The organism is Pseudomonas putida, from assembly GCF_028682635.1.
In the GTDB taxonomy this organism is placed as follows: Bacteria; Pseudomonadota; Gammaproteobacteria; order Pseudomonadales; family Pseudomonadaceae; genus Aquipseudomonas; species Aquipseudomonas putida_AE.
Genome location: NZ_JANHLK010000028.1, coordinates 1 through 20,164 on the forward strand (window position 1 = coordinate 1; position 20,164 = coordinate 20,164).

At 60.1% G+C, this 20,164-nt stretch carries 21 protein-coding genes; 7 read left to right on the forward strand and 14 right to left on the reverse strand.

Features of this window, described 5'->3' with window-relative positions:
• The 4 genes from NPS56_RS25555 to NPS56_RS25570 all read left to right on the forward strand — a co-directional run.
• On the forward strand, positions 1–315 hold a 315-nt coding region (locus NPS56_RS25555), incomplete at its 5' end, for a hypothetical protein (RefSeq protein ID WP_274077218.1).
• Positions 312–1,796: an APC family permease gene (locus tag NPS56_RS25560; RefSeq protein ID WP_274077219.1), complete on the forward strand. Its 1,485-nt coding sequence runs from the start codon at positions 312–314 to the stop codon at positions 1,794–1,796. The genes NPS56_RS25555 and NPS56_RS25560, both read left to right, overlap by 4 nt.
• Positions 1,797–1,999: 203 nt before the next feature.
• The gene (locus NPS56_RS25565) at positions 2,000–2,248 is read left to right on the forward strand and encodes a CopG family ribbon-helix-helix protein (RefSeq protein ID WP_274077220.1); all 249 of its coding nucleotides are present in this window, start codon (positions 2,000–2,002) and stop codon (positions 2,246–2,248) included.
• Entirely contained in the window at positions 2,226–2,516 is a 291-nt protein-coding gene (locus tag NPS56_RS25570; RefSeq protein ID WP_274077221.1) for a type II toxin-antitoxin system RelE/ParE family toxin, read from the forward strand. The genes NPS56_RS25565 and NPS56_RS25570 overlap by 23 nt, the downstream gene beginning before the upstream one ends.
• Before the next feature lie 53 nt (positions 2,517–2,569).
• Here NPS56_RS25570 and NPS56_RS25575 read toward each other — a convergent pair whose 3' ends face one another.
• Positions 2,570–2,755, reverse strand: coding sequence for a hypothetical protein (locus NPS56_RS25575; RefSeq protein WP_274077222.1), 186 nt, complete (start codon positions 2,753–2,755; stop codon positions 2,570–2,572).
• 412 nt (positions 2,756–3,167) lie between these two features.
• Here NPS56_RS25575 and NPS56_RS25580 point away from each other — a divergent pair, with 412 nt between their 5' ends.
• The gene (locus NPS56_RS25580; protein ID WP_274077223.1) at positions 3,168–4,793 is read left to right on the forward strand and encodes a glucan biosynthesis protein D; all 1,626 of its coding nucleotides are present in this window, start codon (positions 3,168–3,170) and stop codon (positions 4,791–4,793) included.
• Between the two features lie 102 nt (positions 4,794–4,895).
• On the opposite strand, the gene NPS56_RS25585 is transcribed toward NPS56_RS25580, so the two are convergent.
• From NPS56_RS25585 to NPS56_RS25595, 3 genes are all read right to left on the reverse strand, one after another.
• Positions 4,896–6,002: an NADH:flavin oxidoreductase/NADH oxidase gene (locus NPS56_RS25585; RefSeq protein ID WP_274077224.1), complete on the reverse strand. Its 1,107-nt coding sequence runs from the start codon at positions 6,000–6,002 to the stop codon at positions 4,896–4,898.
• A 254-nt stretch (positions 6,003–6,256) separates the two neighbouring features.
• Positions 6,257–7,966 (reverse strand): single-stranded-DNA-specific exonuclease RecJ, encoded by a 1,710-nt coding sequence (gene recJ, locus NPS56_RS25590; protein WP_274077225.1) that lies wholly within the window; start codon positions 7,964–7,966, stop codon positions 6,257–6,259.
• Between the two features lie 57 nt (positions 7,967–8,023).
• Positions 8,024–8,566: a YaeQ family protein gene (locus NPS56_RS25595; RefSeq protein ID WP_008057823.1), complete on the reverse strand. Its 543-nt coding sequence runs from the start codon at positions 8,564–8,566 to the stop codon at positions 8,024–8,026.
• Positions 8,567–8,713: 147 nt separating this feature from the next.
• Between NPS56_RS25595 and NPS56_RS25600 the strand changes: the two genes are divergently transcribed.
• Positions 8,714–9,913, forward strand: coding sequence for a CaiB/BaiF CoA transferase family protein (locus tag NPS56_RS25600; RefSeq protein WP_274077226.1), 1,200 nt, complete (start codon positions 8,714–8,716; stop codon positions 9,911–9,913).
• The gene (locus NPS56_RS25605) at positions 9,867–10,835 is read left to right on the forward strand and encodes a TIGR02285 family protein (RefSeq protein ID WP_274077227.1); all 969 of its coding nucleotides are present in this window, start codon (positions 9,867–9,869) and stop codon (positions 10,833–10,835) included. Before NPS56_RS25600 ends, NPS56_RS25605 begins: the two co-directional genes overlap by 47 nt.
• A gap of 169 nt (positions 10,836–11,004) precedes the next feature.
• Here the strand turns inward: NPS56_RS25605 and NPS56_RS25610 are convergent, their stop codons facing one another.
• From NPS56_RS25610 to ffh, 10 genes are all read right to left on the reverse strand, one after another.
• Positions 11,005–11,292 (reverse strand): DUF3509 domain-containing protein, encoded by a 288-nt coding sequence (locus NPS56_RS25610; protein WP_274077228.1) that lies wholly within the window; start codon positions 11,290–11,292, stop codon positions 11,005–11,007.
• Between the two features lie 267 nt (positions 11,293–11,559).
• Positions 11,560–12,969, reverse strand: a complete 1,410-nt coding sequence (gene thrC, locus NPS56_RS25615) for a threonine synthase (protein ID WP_274077229.1) — start codon at positions 12,967–12,969, stop codon at positions 11,560–11,562.
• Between the two features lie 66 nt (positions 12,970–13,035).
• Positions 13,036–14,340, reverse strand: coding sequence for a homoserine dehydrogenase (locus NPS56_RS25620; RefSeq protein WP_046820355.1), 1,305 nt, complete (start codon positions 14,338–14,340; stop codon positions 13,036–13,038).
• Positions 14,341–14,473: 133 nt separating this feature from the next.
• On the reverse strand, positions 14,474–15,205 hold the full coding sequence (gene dsbC / locus NPS56_RS25625; protein ID WP_274077230.1) for a bifunctional protein-disulfide isomerase/oxidoreductase DsbC: 732 nt from the start codon (positions 15,203–15,205) through the stop codon (positions 14,474–14,476).
• Between the two features lie 237 nt (positions 15,206–15,442).
• The gene (gene xerD, locus NPS56_RS25630) at positions 15,443–16,339 is read right to left on the reverse strand and encodes a site-specific tyrosine recombinase XerD (RefSeq protein ID WP_168757294.1); all 897 of its coding nucleotides are present in this window, start codon (positions 16,337–16,339) and stop codon (positions 15,443–15,445) included.
• 99 nt (positions 16,340–16,438) lie between these two features.
• Complete coding sequence (rplS, locus tag NPS56_RS25635; protein ID WP_003175895.1) at positions 16,439–16,789, reverse strand: 50S ribosomal protein L19; 351 nt, start codon at positions 16,787–16,789, stop codon at positions 16,439–16,441.
• Positions 16,790–16,834: 45 nt separating this feature from the next.
• Positions 16,835–17,587 (reverse strand): tRNA (guanosine(37)-N1)-methyltransferase TrmD, encoded by a 753-nt coding sequence (gene trmD, locus NPS56_RS25640; protein ID WP_046820359.1) that lies wholly within the window; start codon positions 17,585–17,587, stop codon positions 16,835–16,837.
• Positions 17,588–17,589: 2 nt separating this feature from the next.
• A complete protein-coding gene (rimM, locus tag NPS56_RS25645; RefSeq protein WP_046820360.1) occupies positions 17,590–18,126 on the reverse strand; it encodes a ribosome maturation factor RimM in 537 nt (178 codons plus the stop codon).
• Between the two features lie 5 nt (positions 18,127–18,131).
• Positions 18,132–18,383 (reverse strand): 30S ribosomal protein S16, encoded by a 252-nt coding sequence (rpsP, locus tag NPS56_RS25650; RefSeq protein ID WP_003198088.1) that lies wholly within the window; start codon positions 18,381–18,383, stop codon positions 18,132–18,134.
• Positions 18,384–18,633: 250 nt separating this feature from the next.
• Entirely contained in the window at positions 18,634–20,010 is a 1,377-nt protein-coding gene (gene ffh, locus NPS56_RS25655; protein ID WP_274077231.1) for a signal recognition particle protein, read from the reverse strand.
• Between the last annotated feature and the right edge of the window lie 154 nt (positions 20,011–20,164).

Sequence of the window (20,164 nt, forward strand, 5' to 3'; positions counted from 1 at the left end):
AAAGCTGTCCGGGTATGGCAAGGACATGTCGATGTATGGGCTGGAGGATTACACCGTTGTCAGGCATGTGATGTTCAAGCACTGAAAAGCATCGCCAGCAGGCTGGTTCCCACAATTTGGAATGCATTTCCCTGTGGGAGCCAGCCTGCTGGCGATTGCGTCACCTCGGTTTCAAGGTCGAAACCGGCATTAGGCACCACCAGGTTCCAGACCAAAGAAATCAAAACAATAACCACCGACCCGGGCGGCGCCTCCAAGCCCCGTCACGGTCTCGGGCATCCGAAATCTGCCGATTTTCCGGAGAAACACACATGAGTGCATCACCCGATCTCTCGTCCGCCATCGCCGACAGCGACGCCGAGCAGCTGCGAAAACTGGGCTACACGTCCAACTTCAATCGCAGCATGAGCCTGTGGGAAAACTTCGCCCTGGGCTTCACCTATCTCTCTCCGGTCGTAGGGGTCTATACCCTCTTCGGCCTGTGCCTCGCCGCCGGCGGGCCGCCGATGTTCTGGGCCTACCTGCTGGTCGGGTGCGGCCAGTTGCTGGTGTGCCTGATCTTTGGTGAAGTGGTTTCGCAGTTCCCGATTTCCGGTGGCGTATACCCGTGGGCGCGTCGCCTGGTGGGCAAGCGCTGGGCGTGGATGGTCGGCTGGATCTACTCCATCGCCCTGTGCGTGACCATTGCCGCCGTAGCCGTCGGCGCCGGCCCGTACCTGGCCGCCATGCTCGGTTTTGAACCGAGCAACAACACCAACATCATCATTGCCCTGGTACTGACGCTGTTCGCCACCCTGGTCAACCTCAGCGGCACCAAGGTGCTGGCGCGCATTGCCATGTTCGGCTTCCTCTGCGAACTGGTGGGTGCGGTGATCGTCGGTGTCTACCTGCTGGTCTTCGAACGCCATCAGTCGATCAGCGTGCTGTTCAACACCTTCGACATCAGCGTCAACGGCTCGTACCTGCCGGCCTTCCTCACTGCATCGCTGGCGGGGATGTTCCTGTACTACGGCTTCGAGGCCTGCGGCGACGTAGCCGAAGAAACCCCGAACCCGAGCAAGCAGATCCCGGTGGCCATGCGCATGACCATCTACATCGGCGGCGTGGCGGCGATGTTCGCCTGCCTGGCGCTGATCCTCGCCGTACCGGACATGCAAGCGGTGATCGATGGCACCGACAAGGACCCGGTCGGCACCATCCTCAACAATGCCTTCGGCCCGGTCGGTTCGAAAATGGTGATGGGCGTGGTGATGATTTCCTTCATCTCCTGCGTCATCAGCCTGCAAGCGGCGGCGAGTCGCCTGCTGTATTCCTACGCCCGGGACGAAATGGTCATCGGCAGCCGACTGCTGAAGAAGATTTCCCCTACCACCCAGGTTCCGGTTGCGGCACTGTTCGTGTCCGGCGTCCTGCCGGCGCTGATCATCATCCTCGGCTTCTTCCTGCAGGACGCGGTCGCCACCATCGTCAGCTTCGCCGCCATCGGTATTTACCTGGCTTTCCAGATGATCGTGCTCGCAGCGCTGTACGCCCGCCTCAAAGGCTGGAAACCCAGCGGCAAATTTACCCTCGGCGCCTGGGGCTGGGCAGTGAACATCGGCGCGCTGGTCTATGGCGTCGGCGCGATCATCAACATGGCCTGGCCACGGACCCCGGACGCCGCGTGGTACATCAACTACGCCATGGTCCTGAGTACCGCCATCGTCATCGGCCTGGGGTTGCTCTACATGTGGATTGCCAAGCCGTATGACCACGGTAAGGCGCCTGCCGGGGATGCGTGGAAAGTCAGTCGCTAACGGAAGTTGCCCCGGTGCCAACAGGTACCGGGGTTCATCGAGCCTGCAACAGGCAAGCATTTCGAAACAGTTCCTCGCTACCTGCGAATGTTTACCCGGCTAGAGTTTCCTCAACCACGCACGCGGTATCGGTTGACGATAGACGCAACAGAGCTTAGGGTGTTTACGTCGTTTACAGCGTATACACCTTTAGGAGAGCCACCATGGCCTCGCCCGTTTTGTCTTTTCGTGTCGAAGAACTTCTGGCCCAACAGCTGGATCAGCTGGCAGCGGCCACTGACCGCGACCGTCAGTACCACCTCAAGCGTGCACTGGTTCGATACGTGGAAGCCGAGTCCTGGCATCTGCAAGCCATCAGCGACGGCATAGCCGATGCCGATGCCGGAAAACTGACCGATCTGGACGCCGTGAAGGCTAAGTGGGCAAAACGTGCCGAGCGTAGTACTGACTGAGAAAGCCGAAAGCGACCTGAATGCCATCCATGAGCATTACCGAGAGGTCGTAGGCGCGAGTAGTGCCATCGAAATCATTGCAACCATGCTGCAATCTTTTCGGCAGTTGGAGCAGTTTCCCGGTTCAGGCAGGCCCTCCGTCATGCCTGATGTCCGAGAGTTAGTGCTTGGCCGTTATCCCTTCATTGCCCCGTATCGATTTGCCAATGGCCAGATACAGGTGTTGAGAGTGCTGCATCAGCGCTCCGAACGCTCTGAGGATTGGTAGAGGGGAGAACATCCAGCCGCGGCAAAGTTGCCGCGACTGAAGGTTCTATTTCTTCAAAACCGCGAAACACTGCGCATCGCATCCACCAGATAACGCATCGCAATGCGGTCACTCTCCGACAACTCCCGATAGCGTTCCACCAACTTAATCTCCTCGCTATTGAGCCGACGTCTTCGCCGGCCAGTAGACAGGCACGCAAAGATTCCCAGGATTTCGGTGATGCCTTGTACTTTCGACATGGACGATGTCCTTCTCTACGTCAAAGAAAACTTCAGAAACCGCATCGCCCTACCCCTTTTCAGCGGCCACCCTGTGCCCGCTGAAGCCACCGGCCCGAAGGGCAGAAACCGGTCATGTCCATAGAATAGGAATTATCCGGGCGCTGAAAAGCGGTTTTTAGAGTAATTAGTCAAAAAAAGCAGAAATGCCCTCTAAATCAGAATCTGCTGTCGGAAACGTTAACCGACATCTCTTGTTTCATTGCCGCGCCATCGTCACGCCATCAATCATTTTTTCTGCACAACCGAACGGTTTAAGCTATTCGTTATCTGTTTAAAGGCAGTTGCGTTTGGCCGAAGGCATGTCCGAACCGATATTCTTGATCCAGCAGTGCCAGGAACGGCGCGGGATCGTTCACGACAGGTTGTACTTATGCATCGCAGGAATTTGCTCAAAGCCTCCATGGCCATTGCGGCCTACACCGGTTTGTCGGCCACCGGCCTGCTCGCTGCCCAAGCCTGGGCAAGCAATGGCACGGCGGATGGCGAGGCTCAGGCGTTCGACTTCGAAGCGCTGAAGGCCCAGGCCAAGCAACTGGCCAGCAATCGCTACCAGGACACCAAGCAGGTGCTGCCGCCCACCCTGGCGACCATGACCCCCCAGAACTTCAACGCCATTCGCTATGACGGCAAGCATTCGTTGTGGAATGACCTGAACGGTCAGCTGGATGTGCAGTTTTTCCATGTCGGCATGGGTTTCCGCCAGCCGGTGCGCATGTACAGCGTCGATACCAAGACCCGCATGGCCCGCGAAGTGCATTTCCGCCCTTCGTTGTTCAACTATGAAAATACCTCGGTCGATACCCAACAGCTCAAGGGCGACCTGGGCTTTTCCGGGTTCAAGCTGTTCAAGGCGCCGGAACTGGACAAACACGACGTGGTGTCTTTCCTCGGCGCCAGCTATTTCCGCGCCGTAGACGCCAGCGGCCAGTACGGTCTGTCGGCCCGCGGCCTGGCCATCGACACCTATGCCAAGAAGCGCGAAGAATTCCCCGACTTCACCAAGTTCTGGTTCGAGACGCCAGGCAAGGACAGCACGCGCTTCGTGGTCTACGCCCTGCTCGACTCGCCGAGCGCCACCGGTGCCTACCGTTTTGACATCGATTGCCAGGCCGAGCGCGTGGTGATGGAGGTCGACGCCCATGTCAACGCGCGCACCGCCATCGAACAACTGGGCATCGCGCCGATGACCAGCATGTTCAGTTGCGGCACCCACGAGCGCCGCATGTGCGACACCATTCACCCGCAGATCCACGACTCAGATCGCCTGGCGATGTGGCGGGGCAACGGCGAGTGGATCTGCCGCCCGCTGAACAACCCGGCCACCCTGCAATTCAACGCCTTCACCGACAAGGACCCGAAAGGTTTCGGCCTGGTGCAGGCCGATCACGAGTTCGCCAGCTATCAGGACACCGTTGACTGGTACAGCCGACGCCCGAGCCTGTGGGTCGAACCAACGACCGCGTGGGGTGAAGGCTCAATCGATCTGCTGGAAATTCCTACCACCGGCGAGACCCTCGATAACATCGTGGCCTTCTGGACCCCGAAAAAACCGGTCGCGGCCGGCGACTCGTTGAACTACGGCTACAAACTCTACTGGAGCGCCTTGCCGCCCGTCGGCACGCCGCTGGCACGGGTCAACGCGACCCGGTCGGGTATGGGCGGTTTCACCGAAGGTTGGGCACCGGGCGAGCATTATCCGGAAGTCTGGGCCCGCCGTTTTGCCGTGGACTTCAACGGAGGCGGTCTGGATCGTCTGCCGGCGGGGACCGGCATCGAACCGGTGGTCACCTGTTCCAACGGCGAGGTGAAGGAGTTCAACGTGCTGGTGCTCGATGACATCAAGGGCTATCGCATCACCTTTGACTGGTACCCGACCAACGACAGTGTCGAGCCGGTGGAGCTGCGCCTGTTCATCCGCACCAATGACCGGACGCTGAGTGAGACCTGGTTGTACCAGTACTTCCCGCCGGCACCGGACAAGCGCAAATATACTTGAGGAAAAGCAAAAGATCGCAGCCTTCGGCAGCTCCTACAGGGGATCGTATTCCTCTGTAGGAGCTGCCGAAGGCTGCGATCTTTTGATCTTGAAACTCCTCAATCAATCACGCAAATCCGACTCATGAATCGGTTGGTCGCGATGGGTCGCCCGGTGATACTGCGCTGGCCATATGGCCTTGCGCCCACCCAGGTCATCGTCGGCATGCAGCGCCCAATAAGGATCACGCAACAGCTCGCGAGCGAGGAAGATGATGTCCGCCTGACAAGTGCGCAGAATATGCTCGGCCTGTGCGGGCTCGGTGATCATGCCTACAGTGCCGGTGGCGATGCCTGACTCCTTGCGCACACGTTCGGCAAACCGGGTTTGATAACCCGGGCCCGTGGGGATTTCCGCGTTGACCGCCGTTCCGCCTGACGACACATCGATCAGGTCCACGCCGAGGTCTTTCAGGCGCCGCGCCAGCTCGACGGTTTCATCCGGGTTCCAGCCATCCTCCACCCAGTCGGTGGCCGACACCCGCACGAACAGCGGTAATTCTTCCGGCCAGACTGCCCGCACCGCTTCGGTCACTTGCAGCACCAGCCGAATTCGATTTTCGAAGGAGCCGCCATACTGGTCACGCCGCTGATTACTCAGGGGCGACAGAAACTGGTGCAGCAGATAGCCATGGGCCGCGTGCACTTCGACCACCTTGAAACCGGCGGTCAAAGCGCGTTTCGCCGCGTCGACAAAGGCCTGGATGACGTCAGCGATCTCGCCTTCGTCGAGCTGCTTGGGTTGTGTGTGCTGCGGGTCAAAGGCGATCGGTGACGGGCCGACCGGCTGCCAGCCGCCCTCGTCGATTTTCACGCTGCCATGCTTGCCGAGCCAGGGTCGATAGGTACTGGCCTTGCGGCCGGCATGGGCCAGCTGGATGCCGGCGACGGCGCCCTGAGCGGCGATGAAGCGAGTGATGCGTTGCAGGGGTTCGATCTGTTCATCGTTCCACAGACCAAGATCCTGGTCGGTGATGCGCCCGTCGGCGGTAACCGCCGTGGCTTCGGTAAATACCAGGCCCGCGCCGCCGACCGCGCGGCTGCCGAGGTGGACCAGGTGCCAGTCATTGGCCAGGCCGTCGACACTCGAATACTGGCACATCGGCGATACCGCGATGCGGTTGAGCAGGGTCAATTGACGAAGGGTGTAGGGTTCAAGCAGCAGACTCATGGGGCACCTCTCAAATCAGTGGTCAGGCTCCAGGGTTCTGTTTGAGTAGTCGACGAGTGACAGGAAAAGGATGCAGCACCCGCCCCCGCGGGCAAAAAATTGACAAGACGTCACAAGGATAATCAAGCAGTGCTTAGAGCCTAGTCGACATCGGGGGATGAGGGAGGATTCAGAGAGATTCGGTGTCGCAAAGATTGCCATCGCGAGCAAGCTCGCTCCCACAGGGTTCGCTCAAATCCTGTGGGAACGAGGGGTCAACGCGGTTCGATGTGGGCAATCATCAGTTGAACGGTCTCATTGCCGCGGAACTCGTTGACGTCGAGCTTGTAAGCCAATTCCACCCACTTGATCGTCGGATTCGGCCACACCTCACGATCGATCCCGAATGCAATACCGTCAAGCTTGACCGAACCGCACTCGCTGCGAAGCACCACCTTGAGGTGCCTTTCACCGACGACACGCTGCTCGACCAACTGAAACACCCCATGAAACAGCGGCTCCGGGAAGTGTTGCCCCCAAGGGCCGGCATGGCGCAAGGCGCGGGCCAGTTCCAGGTGAAACTCCTCGACCGCCAGGGTGCCGTCCGACAACAGGCGCCCGGTCAGGTCTTCGTCGCGCAATTGACGACGAACCTCGGCATCGAAGGCCTCGGCGAACAGCGGAAAATTCGCCTCCGGCAGCGTCAGGCCAGCGGCCATGGCGTGGCCACCGTACTTGGTGATCAGGTTCGGATGCTGCGCCGCCACCACGCTCAGGGCGTCGCGGATATGAAAGCCCTGGACCGAACGCCCGGAACCCTTGAGCAAGCCGTCGCCGGCATCGGCAAAGGCGATGGTCGGGCGGAAATAACGCTCTTTCATGCGCGACGCGAGGATACCGATGACACCCTGGTGCCACTCGGGATCGAACAGGCACAAGCCAAACGGCATCGATTCCACCGGCAGATCCTTGAGCTGGGCCAGCGCCTCACGCTGCATGCCCTGCTCGATGGATTTACGGTCCTGGTTCATCCCGTCCAGCTGCGCCGCCATCTCACGGGCCAGCGCCGCGTCGTCGGTCAGCAGGCATTCGATGCCCAGGCTCATGTCATCCAGTCGTCCGGCGGCGTTGAGGCGCGGGCCGACGATAAACCCCAGGTCGGTGGAGGTGATGCGCGCATGATCACGCTTGGCCACTTCGAGAATCGCCTTGATCCCCGGTCGGGCACGTCCGGCGCGAATCCGTTCGAGGCCCTGATGCACCAGGATCCGGTTGTTGGCATCCAGCGGTACCACGTCGGCCACGCTGCCCAGCGCCACCAGGTCGAGCAACTCGCCGATGTTCGGCTGCGGCTTGCTGGTGTACCAGCCGAGTTCGCGCAAACGCGCGCGCAAGGCCATCAGCACATAGAAGATCACCCCGACTCCGGCCAGCGCCTTGCTCGGGAAGGTGCAACCGGGCTGGTTCGGATTGACGATGGCATCGGCCAGCGGCAATTCATCGCCGGGCAAGTGGTGATCGGTGACCAGCACGTTGAGCCCGGCCTTTTTCGCCGCGGCCACGCCTTCGACACTGGAAATGCCGTTGTCCACGGTAATCAGCAACTGAGGCTCGCGCTCCAGCGCCACCGCGACGATTTCCGGGGTCAGGCCGTAGCCGTAGTCGAACCGGTTGGGCACCAGATAGTCGACGTGCGCCGCACCCAACAGGCGCAAGCCCAGGGTGCCCACGGTACTGGCTGTCGCGCCATCGGCATCGAAGTCGCCCACGATCAGGATCCGCTGACGCTGTTCAAGCGCGGTCACCAGCAAGTCCACCGCCGCCTCGATCCCCTTGAGCTGCTGGAACGGAATCAGCCGCGCCAGGCTTTTGTCCAGTTCGGCTTCGGATAACACGCCCCGCGCGGCGTACAGCCGGGTCAGCAGCGGCGGGATATCACCGAGAAATGGCAGGGTGTCGGGCAGCAGGCGAGGTTCGATGCGCATGGGGTGACAGGGGCTTCTCTTCAATATGTAGGATAAAACCGGTGAGGCCGCGACTGATCAGCCGCGTTCGCCCAACAACCACTGCAACTGGACTTCATGCTGACCACGGTCGTCGGTGACGAAAATCGTCCCTTCGCTGATCATCACGTCCCACTTGATGACGCGGGGCATGTCCTTGGCCAGGGTTTCCAGGACTTCCTGGGGAACCGCCGCGATGTTGACGTTTTTCAGGTTCTTGATCGCCGGGATTACCTTGCCTTCCCAGACCCGCAGGCTGCCGTAGGCCAGCAGGCTGGTGCGTTCGGTACGGCGCGAGCACCAGGTCAGGCGATCGGCGTCCGGCTGGCCGACTTCGATCCAGTGCAGGACACGGTCGTCCAAGCTCTTTTCCCACAGGGCCGGTTCATCCACGTCTGACAGACCACGGCCGAACGACAGCTGCTCGTTGTACCAGAGGGCGTAGGCCAACAGGCGCACGGTCATGCGCTCTTCGGTTTCCGAAGGGTGGCGGGCGATGGTCTGCTTGACGGACTCGTAGACGCTGCGATCGAGGTCGGTGAGGTTCAGTTCAAACTTGTAGGTCGTGGACGGCTGGGCCATGAACGGACTTCTTGATACGGGGAAAGGCGGCAAGTCTAACCGATGCAGCCGCCAATCAACGAATAGAAGCAGATCTCCCTTGGGCGCCTGACAGTCGGCTATGTTAAAACTCTGTACTCGCTCAATCTTTGTCCTACAGGAACCCGCATGCCGTCTTCTGCCAAACCGCTCTCAGGTCTGAAAGTCATCGAACTGGGTACCTTGATCGCCGGCCCGTTTGCCTCGCGCATCTGCGCTGAATTCGGTGCCGATGTGGTCAAGGTCGAATCGCCGGACGGCGGCGATCCATTGCGTAAATGGCGCAAGTTGTACGAGGGCACCTCGCTGTGGTGGTTCGTCCAGGCACGCAACAAAAAGTCGCTGACACTGAACCTCAAGCACCCGGACGGCCTGGCGATCCTGAAGAAACTGCTCAGCGAAGCGGACATCCTGATCGAAAACTTCCGCCCCGGCGTGCTGGAAAAGCTTGGACTGGGCTGGGATGTGCTGCATGCGCTGAACCCCAAGCTGGTCATGGTGCGCCTCTCGGGTTTCGGCCAGACCGGCCCGATGAAGGACCAACCCGGGTTTGGCGCGGTCGGCGAATCCATGGGCGGCCTGCGCTACATCACCGGGTTCGAGGACCGGCCGCCAGTACGCACCGGGATTTCCATCGGTGACTCGATTGCTGCGCTATGGGGCGTGATCGGAGCCCTGATGGCCCTGCGTCATCGCGAGGTCAATGGCGGTGCGGGGCAAGTGGTGGACGTGGCGCTCTACGAGGCGATCTTCGCCATGATGGAAAGCATGGTGCCGGAGTTCGACGTGTTCGGCTTCATCCGCGAACGCACCGGCAACATCATGCCGGGCATCACGCCCTCCTCGATCCACACCAGTGCCGATGGCAAACATGTACAGATCGGCGCCAATGGCGACGCGATCTTCAAGCGTTTCATGTTGATCATCGGCCGGGAAGACCTGGCCAACGACCCGCAGTTGGCCAGTAACGACGGCCGCGACAGCCGTCGCGACGAAATCTACGGGGTGATCGATCGCTGGGTCAATTCGTTGCCCCTGGACAGCGTCATCGAGCTGTTGAACCAGGCCGATGTACCGGCCAGCCGAATCTTCAGCGCCGAAGACATGTTCAGCGATCCACAGTACCTCGCCCGGGAAATGTTCCTGCAGGCCAAGCTACCCGATGGCAAGGACTTCAAGATGCCGGGGATCGTGCCGAAACTCTCAGAGACACCCGGTGATTGTGAATGGGTCGGGCCACAACTGGGCGAGCACAATACCCAGGTACTCCAGGAACTTGGCTATGACGCGTCGCAGATTGCACAGCTGCGCAAAGACGGAGCCATCTGAGCTCAAGCGTCTGTTTGCGCGACTCATCAAACCCTGCCTGTTGCTGGACGGCCGGCGCCTGGGCGCGTTGGCGAGCCTGTTGCTGATCATCACCCTGGCCGCGCCGGTATCGGCGCAGGCCAAGGATTCCCTGGTCTGGCTGAAACGCGATCTACCGCCGCTGTTCATTTTCGACGGCCCGCAAAAAGGCCAGGGGGTCATCGACCAACTGCTCCGCCAACTGATCGCCGGCATGCCGCAGTACCAGCACAGTGTGCTGAAGGTCAATCGAGCCCGTGGCTTGCAGATGCTCCACGAACCGGCCCTCACCTGCGATGCGGCGCTGAATTGGAGCAAGGAGCGCGAAAGCTGGATCGCCTTTTCCCTCCCGGTTTTTCGCGCCATGAGCAATGGCCTGGCCATACGGCGTAATGATCGGGAAGTACTGACGCCGTTCCTCAAGGATGGCGAGGTGGACTTGGCGGCTCTATTGGCCACCGGCAGCGTGACGCTGGGCATTGTTGCCGAACGCAACTACGGCGACTTTCTCGACACCTTGCTCAAGCAGGCGCCGGGCAAGGTGCTGACCTCGCACTACGGCAACGACGCCTTGGGCAGCCTGTTGCAGATGCAACGCCTGGGTCGCCTGCAATTGCTCTTGGGCTATCGCCCGGAAATTCGTTATCAGGCGCAGCAACAAGGCATCGCTGAAGATGAACTGGAGTTCTTCCCGATTCGTGGCACCGGCAAGTACCTGTCCGGCTACATAGGCTGCACCAACACGCCCCAGGGCCGCCAGGCGATCGTCGAGATCAACCAGCTGCTGCGTGCCCTGCCCCGGGATCACTTGAGCGAGGCGTACGCCGGTTGGCTCGACCCGCAAAGTCGCAGCGACTACCTGCAAGCGGCCAGGGATTTTTTCGAGCACCAGAGCGGCTACTGACAATTTCCGGGCAAAAAGAAACCCCGAGAAGTGGGGAGACGACTCGGGGTTAAACGTGGTCTTTTCAAGGACCCGTAACGGCAAGCGGCAAGCACCGGAGCACAATGCTTGATCTTGCTGTTACTAGGTCTGACGATGGGGATGCAGGAAGGTTCCCACATCCGACAATTCAATTTCGGCTGGCCAGCAGCTTGTCCTGTGCCGCATTGCGCAACGCCGCGATCACACAGGGTTCCAGGCGTCCTTCAGCAATCAGCACGTCGCGGTGCAAGCCGTCGACCACATCCGTCAGCTGGCGCTTGTCACTCAACTGTGCCTGGTTGAACGCCCGATCGACCACTATGGCGCCGATTGCGTTCTTCAATGTCACCCGGCATTCACCGTGAATGCCCGACGGGGTCAACGTCACCTGGTACGGGCTCAGAGCCTCACCGAGCAAGAGACTGATACTTTCCATCCGATCACCACTCAATAGTCCGAAAACAAAGTGCCTGGGGGCGTGTGTACAGTAAATGACCGCTGGCCCGGGTAGAAAGTTCTGAAGACCGAGTGCAGGTGAACCTGCGCCTCTGGTCGATAGAGCATGCACGCTGAAGATGACAGAGAAAAAACAACAGCGTCAAGCCTGCCCCGTATTCATCCGCGAGGACTGCCGGCAATTTGGAATGCACCAACAGAAAAGCCCGTCAGGAGACGGGCTTTCTTGTGTGACAAGGTTTGCCTGTTACAAAGGCTTACCGCGGTTGCCATGCTGGCTGACAAAGGCCTGCACGGCCTTGAGGTCATTCGGCAATACGGTGCAACGCTCGTCTCTTTCGAACAGATCAGAAAGATGCACAGGAAGCTCAAGGGCTTTTCCTACGCCAGCTTTCAACACGGCGTCCGGGAACTTGACCGGATGGGCCGTGCCCAGGATCACCATCGGGATATCCAGGCTGCGACGGCATTCCCGTGCGGCCTTGACGCCGATCGCGGTGTGCGGGTCCAGTACTTCGCCGGTCTGCTCGAAGACCTCGGCGATGGTTTCGCAGGTTTGCGCATCGTCCACGGCCAGCGAGTCGAACAGCTTGCGCGCCTCAGTCCAGCGCTCCTGCTCGACGCTGAAACCGCCGCCCTGCTTGAAGCTGTCCATCAGCCCGGCAATCGCCGCGCCGTTGCGACCGTGCAGGTCGAACAGCAGGCGTTCGAAGTTCGAGGACACCATGATGTCCATCGACGGCGACAGGGTCGCGTGCAGGGTTTCCTTGACGTACTGGTTGCCGCTCATGAAGCGGTGCAGGATGTCATTGCGGTTGGTGGCGACGATCAACTGGTTGATCGGCAGGCCCATGTTGCGTGCCAGGTAACCGGCGAAGATGTCGCCGAAGTTACCGGTTGGCACCGAGAACGCCACCGAACGCGCCGGACCGCCCAGCTGCAGGGCCGCGTGGAAGTAGTAGACGATCTGGGCCATGATCCGCGCCCAGTTGATCGAGTTCACCGCCACCAGGCGAGTGCCCTTGAGGAAGCCCTGGTCGGCGAAGCTCGCCTTGACCATTTCCTGGCAGTCATCGAAGTTGCCTTCGATGGCGATGTTGTGGATGTTCTCACCGAAAATGGTGGTCATCTGCCGACGCTGCACTTCTGAGACACGGTTGTGCGGGTGCAGGATGAAGATGTCGACGTTTTCGCAGTGCTTGCAGCCTTCGATGGCGGCCGAGCCGGTATCGCCGGAAGTGGCGCCGACGATCACCACGCGCTCGCCGCGCTTTTCCAGCACGTAGTCGAGCAGGCGACCGAGCAGTTGCAGGGCGAAGTCCTTGAACGCCAGGGTCGGGCCGTGGAAAAGTTCCAGCACCCACTCATTGCCGTTCAACTGGCGCAGCGGTGCCACGGCGTTGTGGGAAAACACGCCGTACGTTTCTTCGAGAATCTTTTTGAAATCGGCATCCGGGATGCTGCCGGTCACGAACGGGCGCATCACCCGGAAGGCCAGCTCGTGATACGGCAGGCCGGCCCAGGAAGCGATTTCTTCCTGGGTGAAACGTGGCAGGTTTTCCGGGACGTACAGACCGCCGTCGGTGGCAAGGCCTGCCAGCAGGACGTCTTCGAAATTCAGGGCCGGTGCCTGGCCGCGGGTACTGATGTAACGCATGACTGACTCCAATGGACAGTGTTCGTAATGCCGGGCCAGCTCACTGGCCCGGCGAACGATAACGGCTTAGTTCAGGTGCTCGACGCGGATCCGTACGACCGGACCGACTACGCCTGCCAGGGCTTCGAGGGCAGCGATCGCATCGTTGATGCGCTGCTCCACCACGCGGTGGGTCAGCAGGATCATCGGTACCAGGCCGTCGTGCTCCTCGGCTTCCTTCTGCATGATCGACTCGATGTTGATGCCACGCTCGGACAGGATGCTGGCCACCTGGGCCAGAACGCCCGGATGGTCCTTGGCCTGGATCCGCAGGTAGTACGCGCTTTCGCAGGCGTCGATCGGCAGGATCGGGTGCGCCGACAGCGAATCCGGCTGGAAGGCCAGGTGCGGTACGCGGTTTTCCGGGTCCGAGGTCATGGCGCGAACCACGTCCACCAGGTCGGCGATCACCGACGAAGCGGTCGGCTCCATGCCGGCGCCGGCACCGTAGAACAGCGTCGAACCGGCGGCGTCGCCGTTGACCATCACCGCGTTCATCACGCCGTTGACGTTGGCGATCAGGCGATCGGCCGGGATCAGCGTCGGGTGCACGCGCAACTCGATACCCGCGGCGGTGCTGCGCGCCACGCCCAGGTGCTTGATGCGATAACCCAGCGCTTCGGCGTAGTTCACGTCGGCGGTGGTCAGCTTGGTGATGCCTTCGGTGTAGGCCTTGTCGAACTGCAGCGGAATGCCGAATGCGATGGACGCCAGGATCGTCAGCTTGTGCGCCGCATCGATGCCTTCAACGTCAAAGGTCGGGTCGGCTTCGGCATAGCCCAGGGCTTGCGCTTCGGCCAACACGTCTTCGAAGGTCCGGCCTTTCTCGCGCATCTCGGTGAGAATGAAGTTGCCGGTGCCGTTGATGATGCCGGCCACCCAGTTGATACGGTTGGCGGACAGGCCTTCACGGATCGCCTTGATCACCGGAATGCCACCGGCCACGGCCGCTTCGAACGCGACGATCACGCCCTTCTCGCGAGCCTTGGCGAAAATTTCATTACCGTGAACGGCGATAAGCGCCTTGTTCGCGGTGACCACATGCTTGCCATTCTCGATGGCCTTGAGTACCAGCTCGCGGGCAACGGTGTAGCCGCCCATCAGCTCTATGACGATGTCGATCTCAGGGTTCGTGGCCACTTCGAAGACATCGGTGGTAATCGCAATACCGGTCGTTTGGAACTGAGGCTTTGGCGTGCGCATGGCAATTTGTGCCACTTCGATTCCACGCCCGGCACGACGAGCAATTTCCTCGGCGTTGCGCTGAAGTACGTTGAAGGTACCGCCACCGACGGTCCCTAACCCACAGATGCCTACTTTGACCGGTTTCACTGTGAACTCCCCATAAAACGGCCGACTCGAGGCCGGCCGTGAAAACAGCCGCAAACTCGCGGCTCTCTATTGATGGCCCGGCTGGAACTGCCGCCGGGCCACGCTCGTCAACAGCTGACCGTGACGATACGAATTACTTGGCACTGAGCGCCAGTTTGGCGACTTGTGGCGCCGGCTGGTAGCCCGGAATGACCTGGCCGTCAGCCAAAACGATGGCCGGCGTGCCGTTCACACCAATCGACTGACCGAGGGCGAATTGCTTGGATACCGGGTTATCGCACTTGGCGGCCTTGATTTCCTTGCCGTCGACCATCTTGTCCATGGCCGCTTTCTTGTCTTTCGAGCACCAGACCGCCTGCAGTTGCTCGTCACCCGGCGAACCCAGGCCCTGGCGTGGGAACGCCACGTAACGCACTTCGATGCCGCGCTTGTTCAGCTCCGGCACTTCGGCGTGCAGTTTGTGGCAGTACGGGCAGGTGGTGTCGGTGAACACGGTGATGTGCGACTTGGTTTCGCCAATGGCTGGGTACACCACGGTTTCCGCGGCGGGGATGGCGTTGACCAGCTTGGAAACGCCCAGGCGCTCGGTCTTCTCGGTCAGGTTGACCGGCTTGCCGTCCTTGAGCTGGAACATGTAGCCCTGGACCACGTACTGGCCGTCGGCGCTGGCATAGAGTACGCGGCTGCCTTGCAGCTTGACTTCGTACAGGCCTGGCAGAGGGCTGGCGGAAATGCTTTCTACCGGTACTTCGAGCTGGAGGTTTTCCAGGCTTTTACGAATGGCTTTATCGGCCGCGTCATCGGCGACAGCAAAGGTGCTGACCAACGCGATGGCGGCGGCGGCGAAAATCTGGGTCAAACGCATGAGAACTCCTGAAGGCGGACAAATGAGACGCTCAGAACGCCAGTGCCGAAACACCGGGTCATAAACGCCCATCGTGCAAACTGGCAAAGCCTACCACATAAGGTTCGTGTGGCCGAATGCACCTGATACAAGACATCACACCCCCCCTGTAGGAGCTGCCGCAGGCTGCGATCTTTTGACTTTGATCTTTAAGATCAAAAGATCGCAGCCTGCGGCAGCTCCTACAGGGGGACGGCGTCAACCGCGGGGGTGGTGTTTGGCATGCAGATCCTGCAAACGCGCCCGCGCAACGTGAGTGTAGATCTGGGTAGTCGACAGATCGCTGTGGCCGAGCAGCATTTGCACCACCCGCAAATCGGCGCCGTGGTTGAGCAAATGCGTAGCGAAGGCATGGCGCAATGTATGCGGTGACAGCGACTTGCCGATGCCGGCGACCTTGGCCTGGTGCTTGATCCGATGCCAGAACGTCTGGCGGGTCATCTGCTCGCCGCGCTGACTGGGGAACAACACATCGCTGGGCCGCCCGCCCAGCAGCTCGCCACGACCATCGCGCAAATAACGCTCGACCCAGACGATCGCCTCCTCGCCCATCGGCACCAGCCGCTCCTTGCTGCCCTTGCCCATCACCCGCAGCACGCCCTGGCGCAGGTTGACCTGCTCCAGCGTCAGGCTGATCAGCTCCGTCACCCGCAGGCCGCAGGCGTAAAGCACTTCGAGCATGGCGCGGTCGCGCTGGCCGATGGCTTCGCTCAGATCCGGTGCTTTCAGCAGCGCTTCCACATCAGCTTCCGACAAGGACTTGGGCAACGGCCTGCCCAGTTGCGGCATATCGATGCGCAACGTCGGATCGACAGCGATCAGCTTTTCCCGCAGCAGATAGCGATAGAAGCCGCGCACGCCAGAGAGAAATCTGGCCGTTGAACGGGGCTTGTAGTTTTGCTCCAGGCGCCAGGCCAGGTGATCGAGAATCAATTCGCGCCCGGCGTTGAGCAGCTCCAGGCCTTTTTCCTGCAGCCAGCCATTGAACAGGGCCAGATCGCTTCGATAGGCATCGCGGGTGTTATCGGAAAGACCTTTCTCAAGCCACAGCGCGTCGAGAAACTGGTCAATCAAGGGATGATCGATGGCAGGCATAAAGACTCAGGCAAGGCCGACAGTACGGCCAGGGAAGATAAATCGCAGGCAACAAAAAAGCAGCCCGTAGGCTGCTTTTTTCTGCATCGGAAGCTGGACTTAAGCCAGTTTTTCCTTGATGCGAGCTGCTTTACCCGACAGGTCGCGCAGGTAGTACAGCTTGGCTTTACGTACGTCACCGCGACGCTTGACAGCCATGCTGTCGATTTGCGGGGAGTAGGTCTGGAAAGTACGCTCTACGCCAACACCGTTGGAGATCTTGCGCACGGTGAATGCACTGTTTACGCCGCGGTTACGCTTGGCGATTACAACGCCTTCGAACGCTTGCAGACGCGAACGGTCGCCTTCCTTCACTTTCACCTGAACGACAATGGTGTCGCCCGGGGCAAAGGTAGGGATCTCTTTGGTCATCTGCTCTGCTTCGAGTGCAAGGATGATTTTGTTAGTCATGCTGTGCTCCTAAGGTAAATCGTCGGATCTACCATCGATACGTTGTTAACTATCGTCCCGCTCGCGGATGTATTCCTCGAGCAGCTTCTTCTCTTCTCCAGAAAGCGAGCGGCTTTCCAGAAGATCGGCGCGTCGTTCATAGGTCCGACCAAGGGACTGCTGTAAACGCCAACGCCGGATGTGCGCGTGATTGCCACTTAGCAATACGTCGGGAACACGCTGATCCGCATACACCTCCGGTCGGGTGTAGTGCGGGCAATCCAGCAAACCATCCGTAAAGGAATCTTCCTCGGCGGAGTCCGCATGCCCTAAAGCTCCAGGCAGCAGTCGTGTAACCGCATCGATCAGGACCATCGCCGGCAGCTCGCCGCCAGACAGTACATAGTCGCCAATCGACCACTCTTCATCGACATGAGCATCAATAAAACGCTCGTCAATGCCTTCATAGCGGCCGGCAATCAGGATCAATGCATCCAGATTCGCCAACTCGCGTACCGCCGACTGAGTCAGTTGACGGCCTTGGGGCGACAGGTAAATCACCTTCGCACCCTCCCCGGCGACTGCCTTGGCCTGAACCAGAGCATCTTCCAGGGGCTTGATCTTCATCACCATGCCCGGACCACCGCCAAAAGGGCGATCATCCACAGTGTGATGTCGATCCGTCGTGTAGTCTCGCGGATTCCAACAGGTGAGCTGCAACAGCCCCTGTTTCACCGCCCGACTGGTGATGCCGTACTCGCTGATGGCGGAGAACATCTCGGGAAACAAACTGATCACTTCTACGCGCAAGTTAGCCACGCTTAGAAGTCCGCATCCCAATCCACCTTCATCTCGCCTGCGACCAGGTCGACGGCCAACACGCATTGCTCGGTATAGGGCAACAGGCGTTCGCGATCATCCAGGCTGCCAGCGCAAGGCTTGACCACCATTACATCGTTCGAGCCGGTCTCCAGCAGGTGATCGATCTTCCCGAACAGTTGCCCGAGGGTGTCGATGACCTTGAGACCTTCCAGCTGGTACCAGTAGTACTCGCCGTCGGTCAGTTCAGGGAACAGGTTGCGCGGCACGCAGATCTCATAACCGGCCAGAAGACGAGCTTCTTCACGATCATCGAGACCCTTGAGCTTTGCGACCAGGAACTTGTCGTTCCCGCGTCCGCTGACCAGCTCTACCTGCTTTACATTGCCGTCACGCTTGAGCGTCCAGGTTTTGTATTCCAGCAGGTTCTTGATCGGATCAGTAAAGGAATACACCTTCACTTCGCCGCGAACGCCGTGAACCGAATAAATCTTGCCGATAACGATCAAATCATCAGCAACAGCTGGCGTCGCGTTCATATTGCTCAGGCCGCAGCCTTGGCAGATTCCTTCAACAACTGAGCAACGCGCTCAGAAGGTTGTGCACCAACGCTCAGCCAGTAGGCTACGCGCTCTTGGTTCACGGACAGACGAACTTCCTGGCCACGAGCAACAGGGTTGAAGAAACCAACCTGTTCCTTGTGCGAACCGTCGCGCGGGTTGCGGCTGTCGGTTACGGTCAGGTGGTAAAACGGGCGCTTTTTGGAGCCGCCAAGGGCAAGACGGATTGTTAGCATGTGAACATCGTTCCTGTAGTCGGTGCTGCAAATCTAAAGGCACAGCGGGCATAGGTGCCCGAAAGGCCGCATATTCTAAGGAATATCCGGACTTTTGCAAATGACTTTTTCCGGCGGCCTATCGGACGCCATCCAGATTTGCTATAGAGCCGTCGTTTAAAACGGCCAGTCAGCTCCCGCCAAGTGCGGGTTTGCTGTAGATCCCGCGTCCTTGCGGGTCTGCGCCGGTGCGATGACCGGCGCGGATTCTTTACATCTTGGGCATGCCGCCGCCGGGCAACATACCGCCCATGCCGCGCATCATCTTGGCCATTCCGCCTTTCGCGGAGAATTTCTTCATCATCTTCTGCATCTGCTTGTGCTGCTTGATCAAGCGGCCGATGTCCTGCACCTGGGTGCCGGAGCCCATGGCGATACGACGTTTGCGCGAACCGCTGATCATCTCAGGGTCACGGCGCTCGGCCGGCGTCATGGAATTGATGATGGCTTCCATCTGTTTGAATTGCTTCTCTGCCGCGCCCTGGGCGTTGCCCATCTGCGCCAGGTTCACGCCACCCATGTTCGGCAGCTTGTCCATGAGGCCGCCGAGGCCGCCCATGTTCTTCATCTGTTGCAGCTGGTCACGGAAGTCTTCGAGGTCGAAACCCTTGCCCTTCTTCAGCTTCTTGGCCAGCTTGTCGGCCTTGTCCCTGTCGAGGGTCGCTTCCGCCTGCTCGATCAGGCTGAGCACGTCGCCCATGCCGAGGATGCGCGAGGCGATACGCTCAGGGTGGAACGGGTCGAGCGCTTCGCTCTTCTCGCCCATACCGATGAACTTGATCGGCTTGCCGGTGATGGCGCGCACCGACAGGGCGGCACCGCCACGGGCATCGCCGTCGACCTTGGTCAGGATCACACCGGTCAGTGGCAGCGCGTCGCCAAAGGCCTTGGCCGTGTTGGCGGCGTCCTGGCCGGTCATGGCGTCGACCACGAACAGGGTCTCGACCGGGTTGATCGCGGCATGCAGCGCCTTGATCTCGCCCATCATCTCTTCATCGATGTGCAGGCGACCGGCGGTATCGACAATGACCACGTCGATGAACTTGAGTTTTGCTTCCTTAATAGCCGCTTGCGCGATCTCGACCGGCTTCTGGCTCAGGTCGGACGGGAAGAAGGTGACACCCACTTCACCGGCGAGCATTTCCAGCTGCTTGATCGCCGCCGGACGATAAACGTCCGCGGACACGACCATGACCGACTTCTTCTTGCGCTCTTTAAGGAAGCGCGCCAGCTTCCCGGCGGTGGTGGTCTTACCCGCGCCCTGCAGACCGGCCATGAGGATGACCGCTGGCGGCACGGCGCTCAGGTTCAAATCTTCGTTGGCCGCGCCCATCAGGCTTTCGAGTTCGGCCTGGACGATCTTCACGAAGGCCTGGCCCGGCGTCAGGCTGCGCGACACCTCGGTGCCGACAGCGCGTTCCTTGACCGAATTGACGAAGTCTTTCACCACCGGCAAGGCGACGTCGGCTTCGAGCAACGCCATGCGCACTTCGCGCAGGGTGTCTTTGATGTTGTCCTCGGTCAGCTTGGCCTTGCCGGTGACATGGCGCAGCGTCTGCGAGAGACGGTCGGTTAAGTTTTCAAACATTGCGCGATCCTTTCAGGCCCTGTGTAGACCGGGATAATGGCGGCCCAGACCGGACTAAACGTGTGCTCGGCGAGCCTGCGGCGTGGGCAGGTCGCGGATTATAGCGAAGACTGCGTCTGGCGGACACCTCGCACTTTCGTGTCGCGTGGGTTCT

What these genes read in the sequence shown, in the direction of transcription:
- NPS56_RS25560 (WP_274077219.1), top strand. Translation starts at nt 312, where the DNA reads ATGAGTGCATCACCCGATCTCTCGTCCGCCATCGCCGACAGCGACGCC.
- NPS56_RS25565 (WP_274077220.1), top strand. Translation starts at nt 2,000, where the DNA reads ATGGCCTCGCCCGTTTTGTCTTTTCGTGTCGAAGAACTTCTGGCCCAA.
- NPS56_RS25575 (WP_274077222.1), bottom strand. Translation starts at nt 2,755, where the DNA reads ATGTCGAAAGTACAAGGCATCACCGAAATCCTGGGAATCTTTGCGTGC.
- NPS56_RS25580 (WP_274077223.1), top strand. Translation starts at nt 3,168, where the DNA reads ATGCATCGCAGGAATTTGCTCAAAGCCTCCATGGCCATTGCGGCCTAC.
- NPS56_RS25585 (WP_274077224.1), bottom strand. Translation starts at nt 6,002, where the DNA reads ATGAGTCTGCTGCTTGAACCCTACACCCTTCGTCAATTGACCCTGCTC.
- recJ (WP_274077225.1), bottom strand. Translation starts at nt 7,966, where the DNA reads ATGCGCATCGAACCTCGCCTGCTGCCCGACACCCTGCCATTTCTCGGT.
- NPS56_RS25595 (WP_008057823.1), bottom strand. Translation starts at nt 8,566, where the DNA reads ATGGCCCAGCCGTCCACGACCTACAAGTTTGAACTGAACCTCACCGAC.
- NPS56_RS25600 (WP_274077226.1), top strand. Translation starts at nt 8,714, where the DNA reads ATGCCGTCTTCTGCCAAACCGCTCTCAGGTCTGAAAGTCATCGAACTG.
- NPS56_RS25605 (WP_274077227.1), top strand. Translation starts at nt 9,867, where the DNA reads ATGACGCGTCGCAGATTGCACAGCTGCGCAAAGACGGAGCCATCTGAG.
- NPS56_RS25610 (WP_274077228.1), bottom strand. Translation starts at nt 11,292, where the DNA reads ATGGAAAGTATCAGTCTCTTGCTCGGTGAGGCTCTGAGCCCGTACCAG.
- thrC (WP_274077229.1), bottom strand. Translation starts at nt 12,969, where the DNA reads ATGCGTTACATCAGTACCCGCGGCCAGGCACCGGCCCTGAATTTCGAA.
- dsbC (WP_274077230.1), bottom strand. Translation starts at nt 15,205, where the DNA reads ATGCGTTTGACCCAGATTTTCGCCGCCGCCGCCATCGCGTTGGTCAGC.
- xerD (WP_168757294.1), bottom strand. Translation starts at nt 16,339, where the DNA reads ATGCCTGCCATCGATCATCCCTTGATTGACCAGTTTCTCGACGCGCTG.
- rplS (WP_003175895.1), bottom strand. Translation starts at nt 16,789, where the DNA reads ATGACTAACAAAATCATCCTTGCACTCGAAGCAGAGCAGATGACCAAA.
- rimM (WP_046820360.1), bottom strand. Translation starts at nt 18,126, where the DNA reads ATGAACGCGACGCCAGCTGTTGCTGATGATTTGATCGTTATCGGCAAG.
- rpsP (WP_003198088.1), bottom strand. Translation starts at nt 18,383, where the DNA reads ATGCTAACAATCCGTCTTGCCCTTGGCGGCTCCAAAAAGCGCCCGTTT.
- ffh (WP_274077231.1), bottom strand. Translation starts at nt 20,010, where the DNA reads ATGTTTGAAAACTTAACCGACCGTCTCTCGCAGACGCTGCGCCATGTC.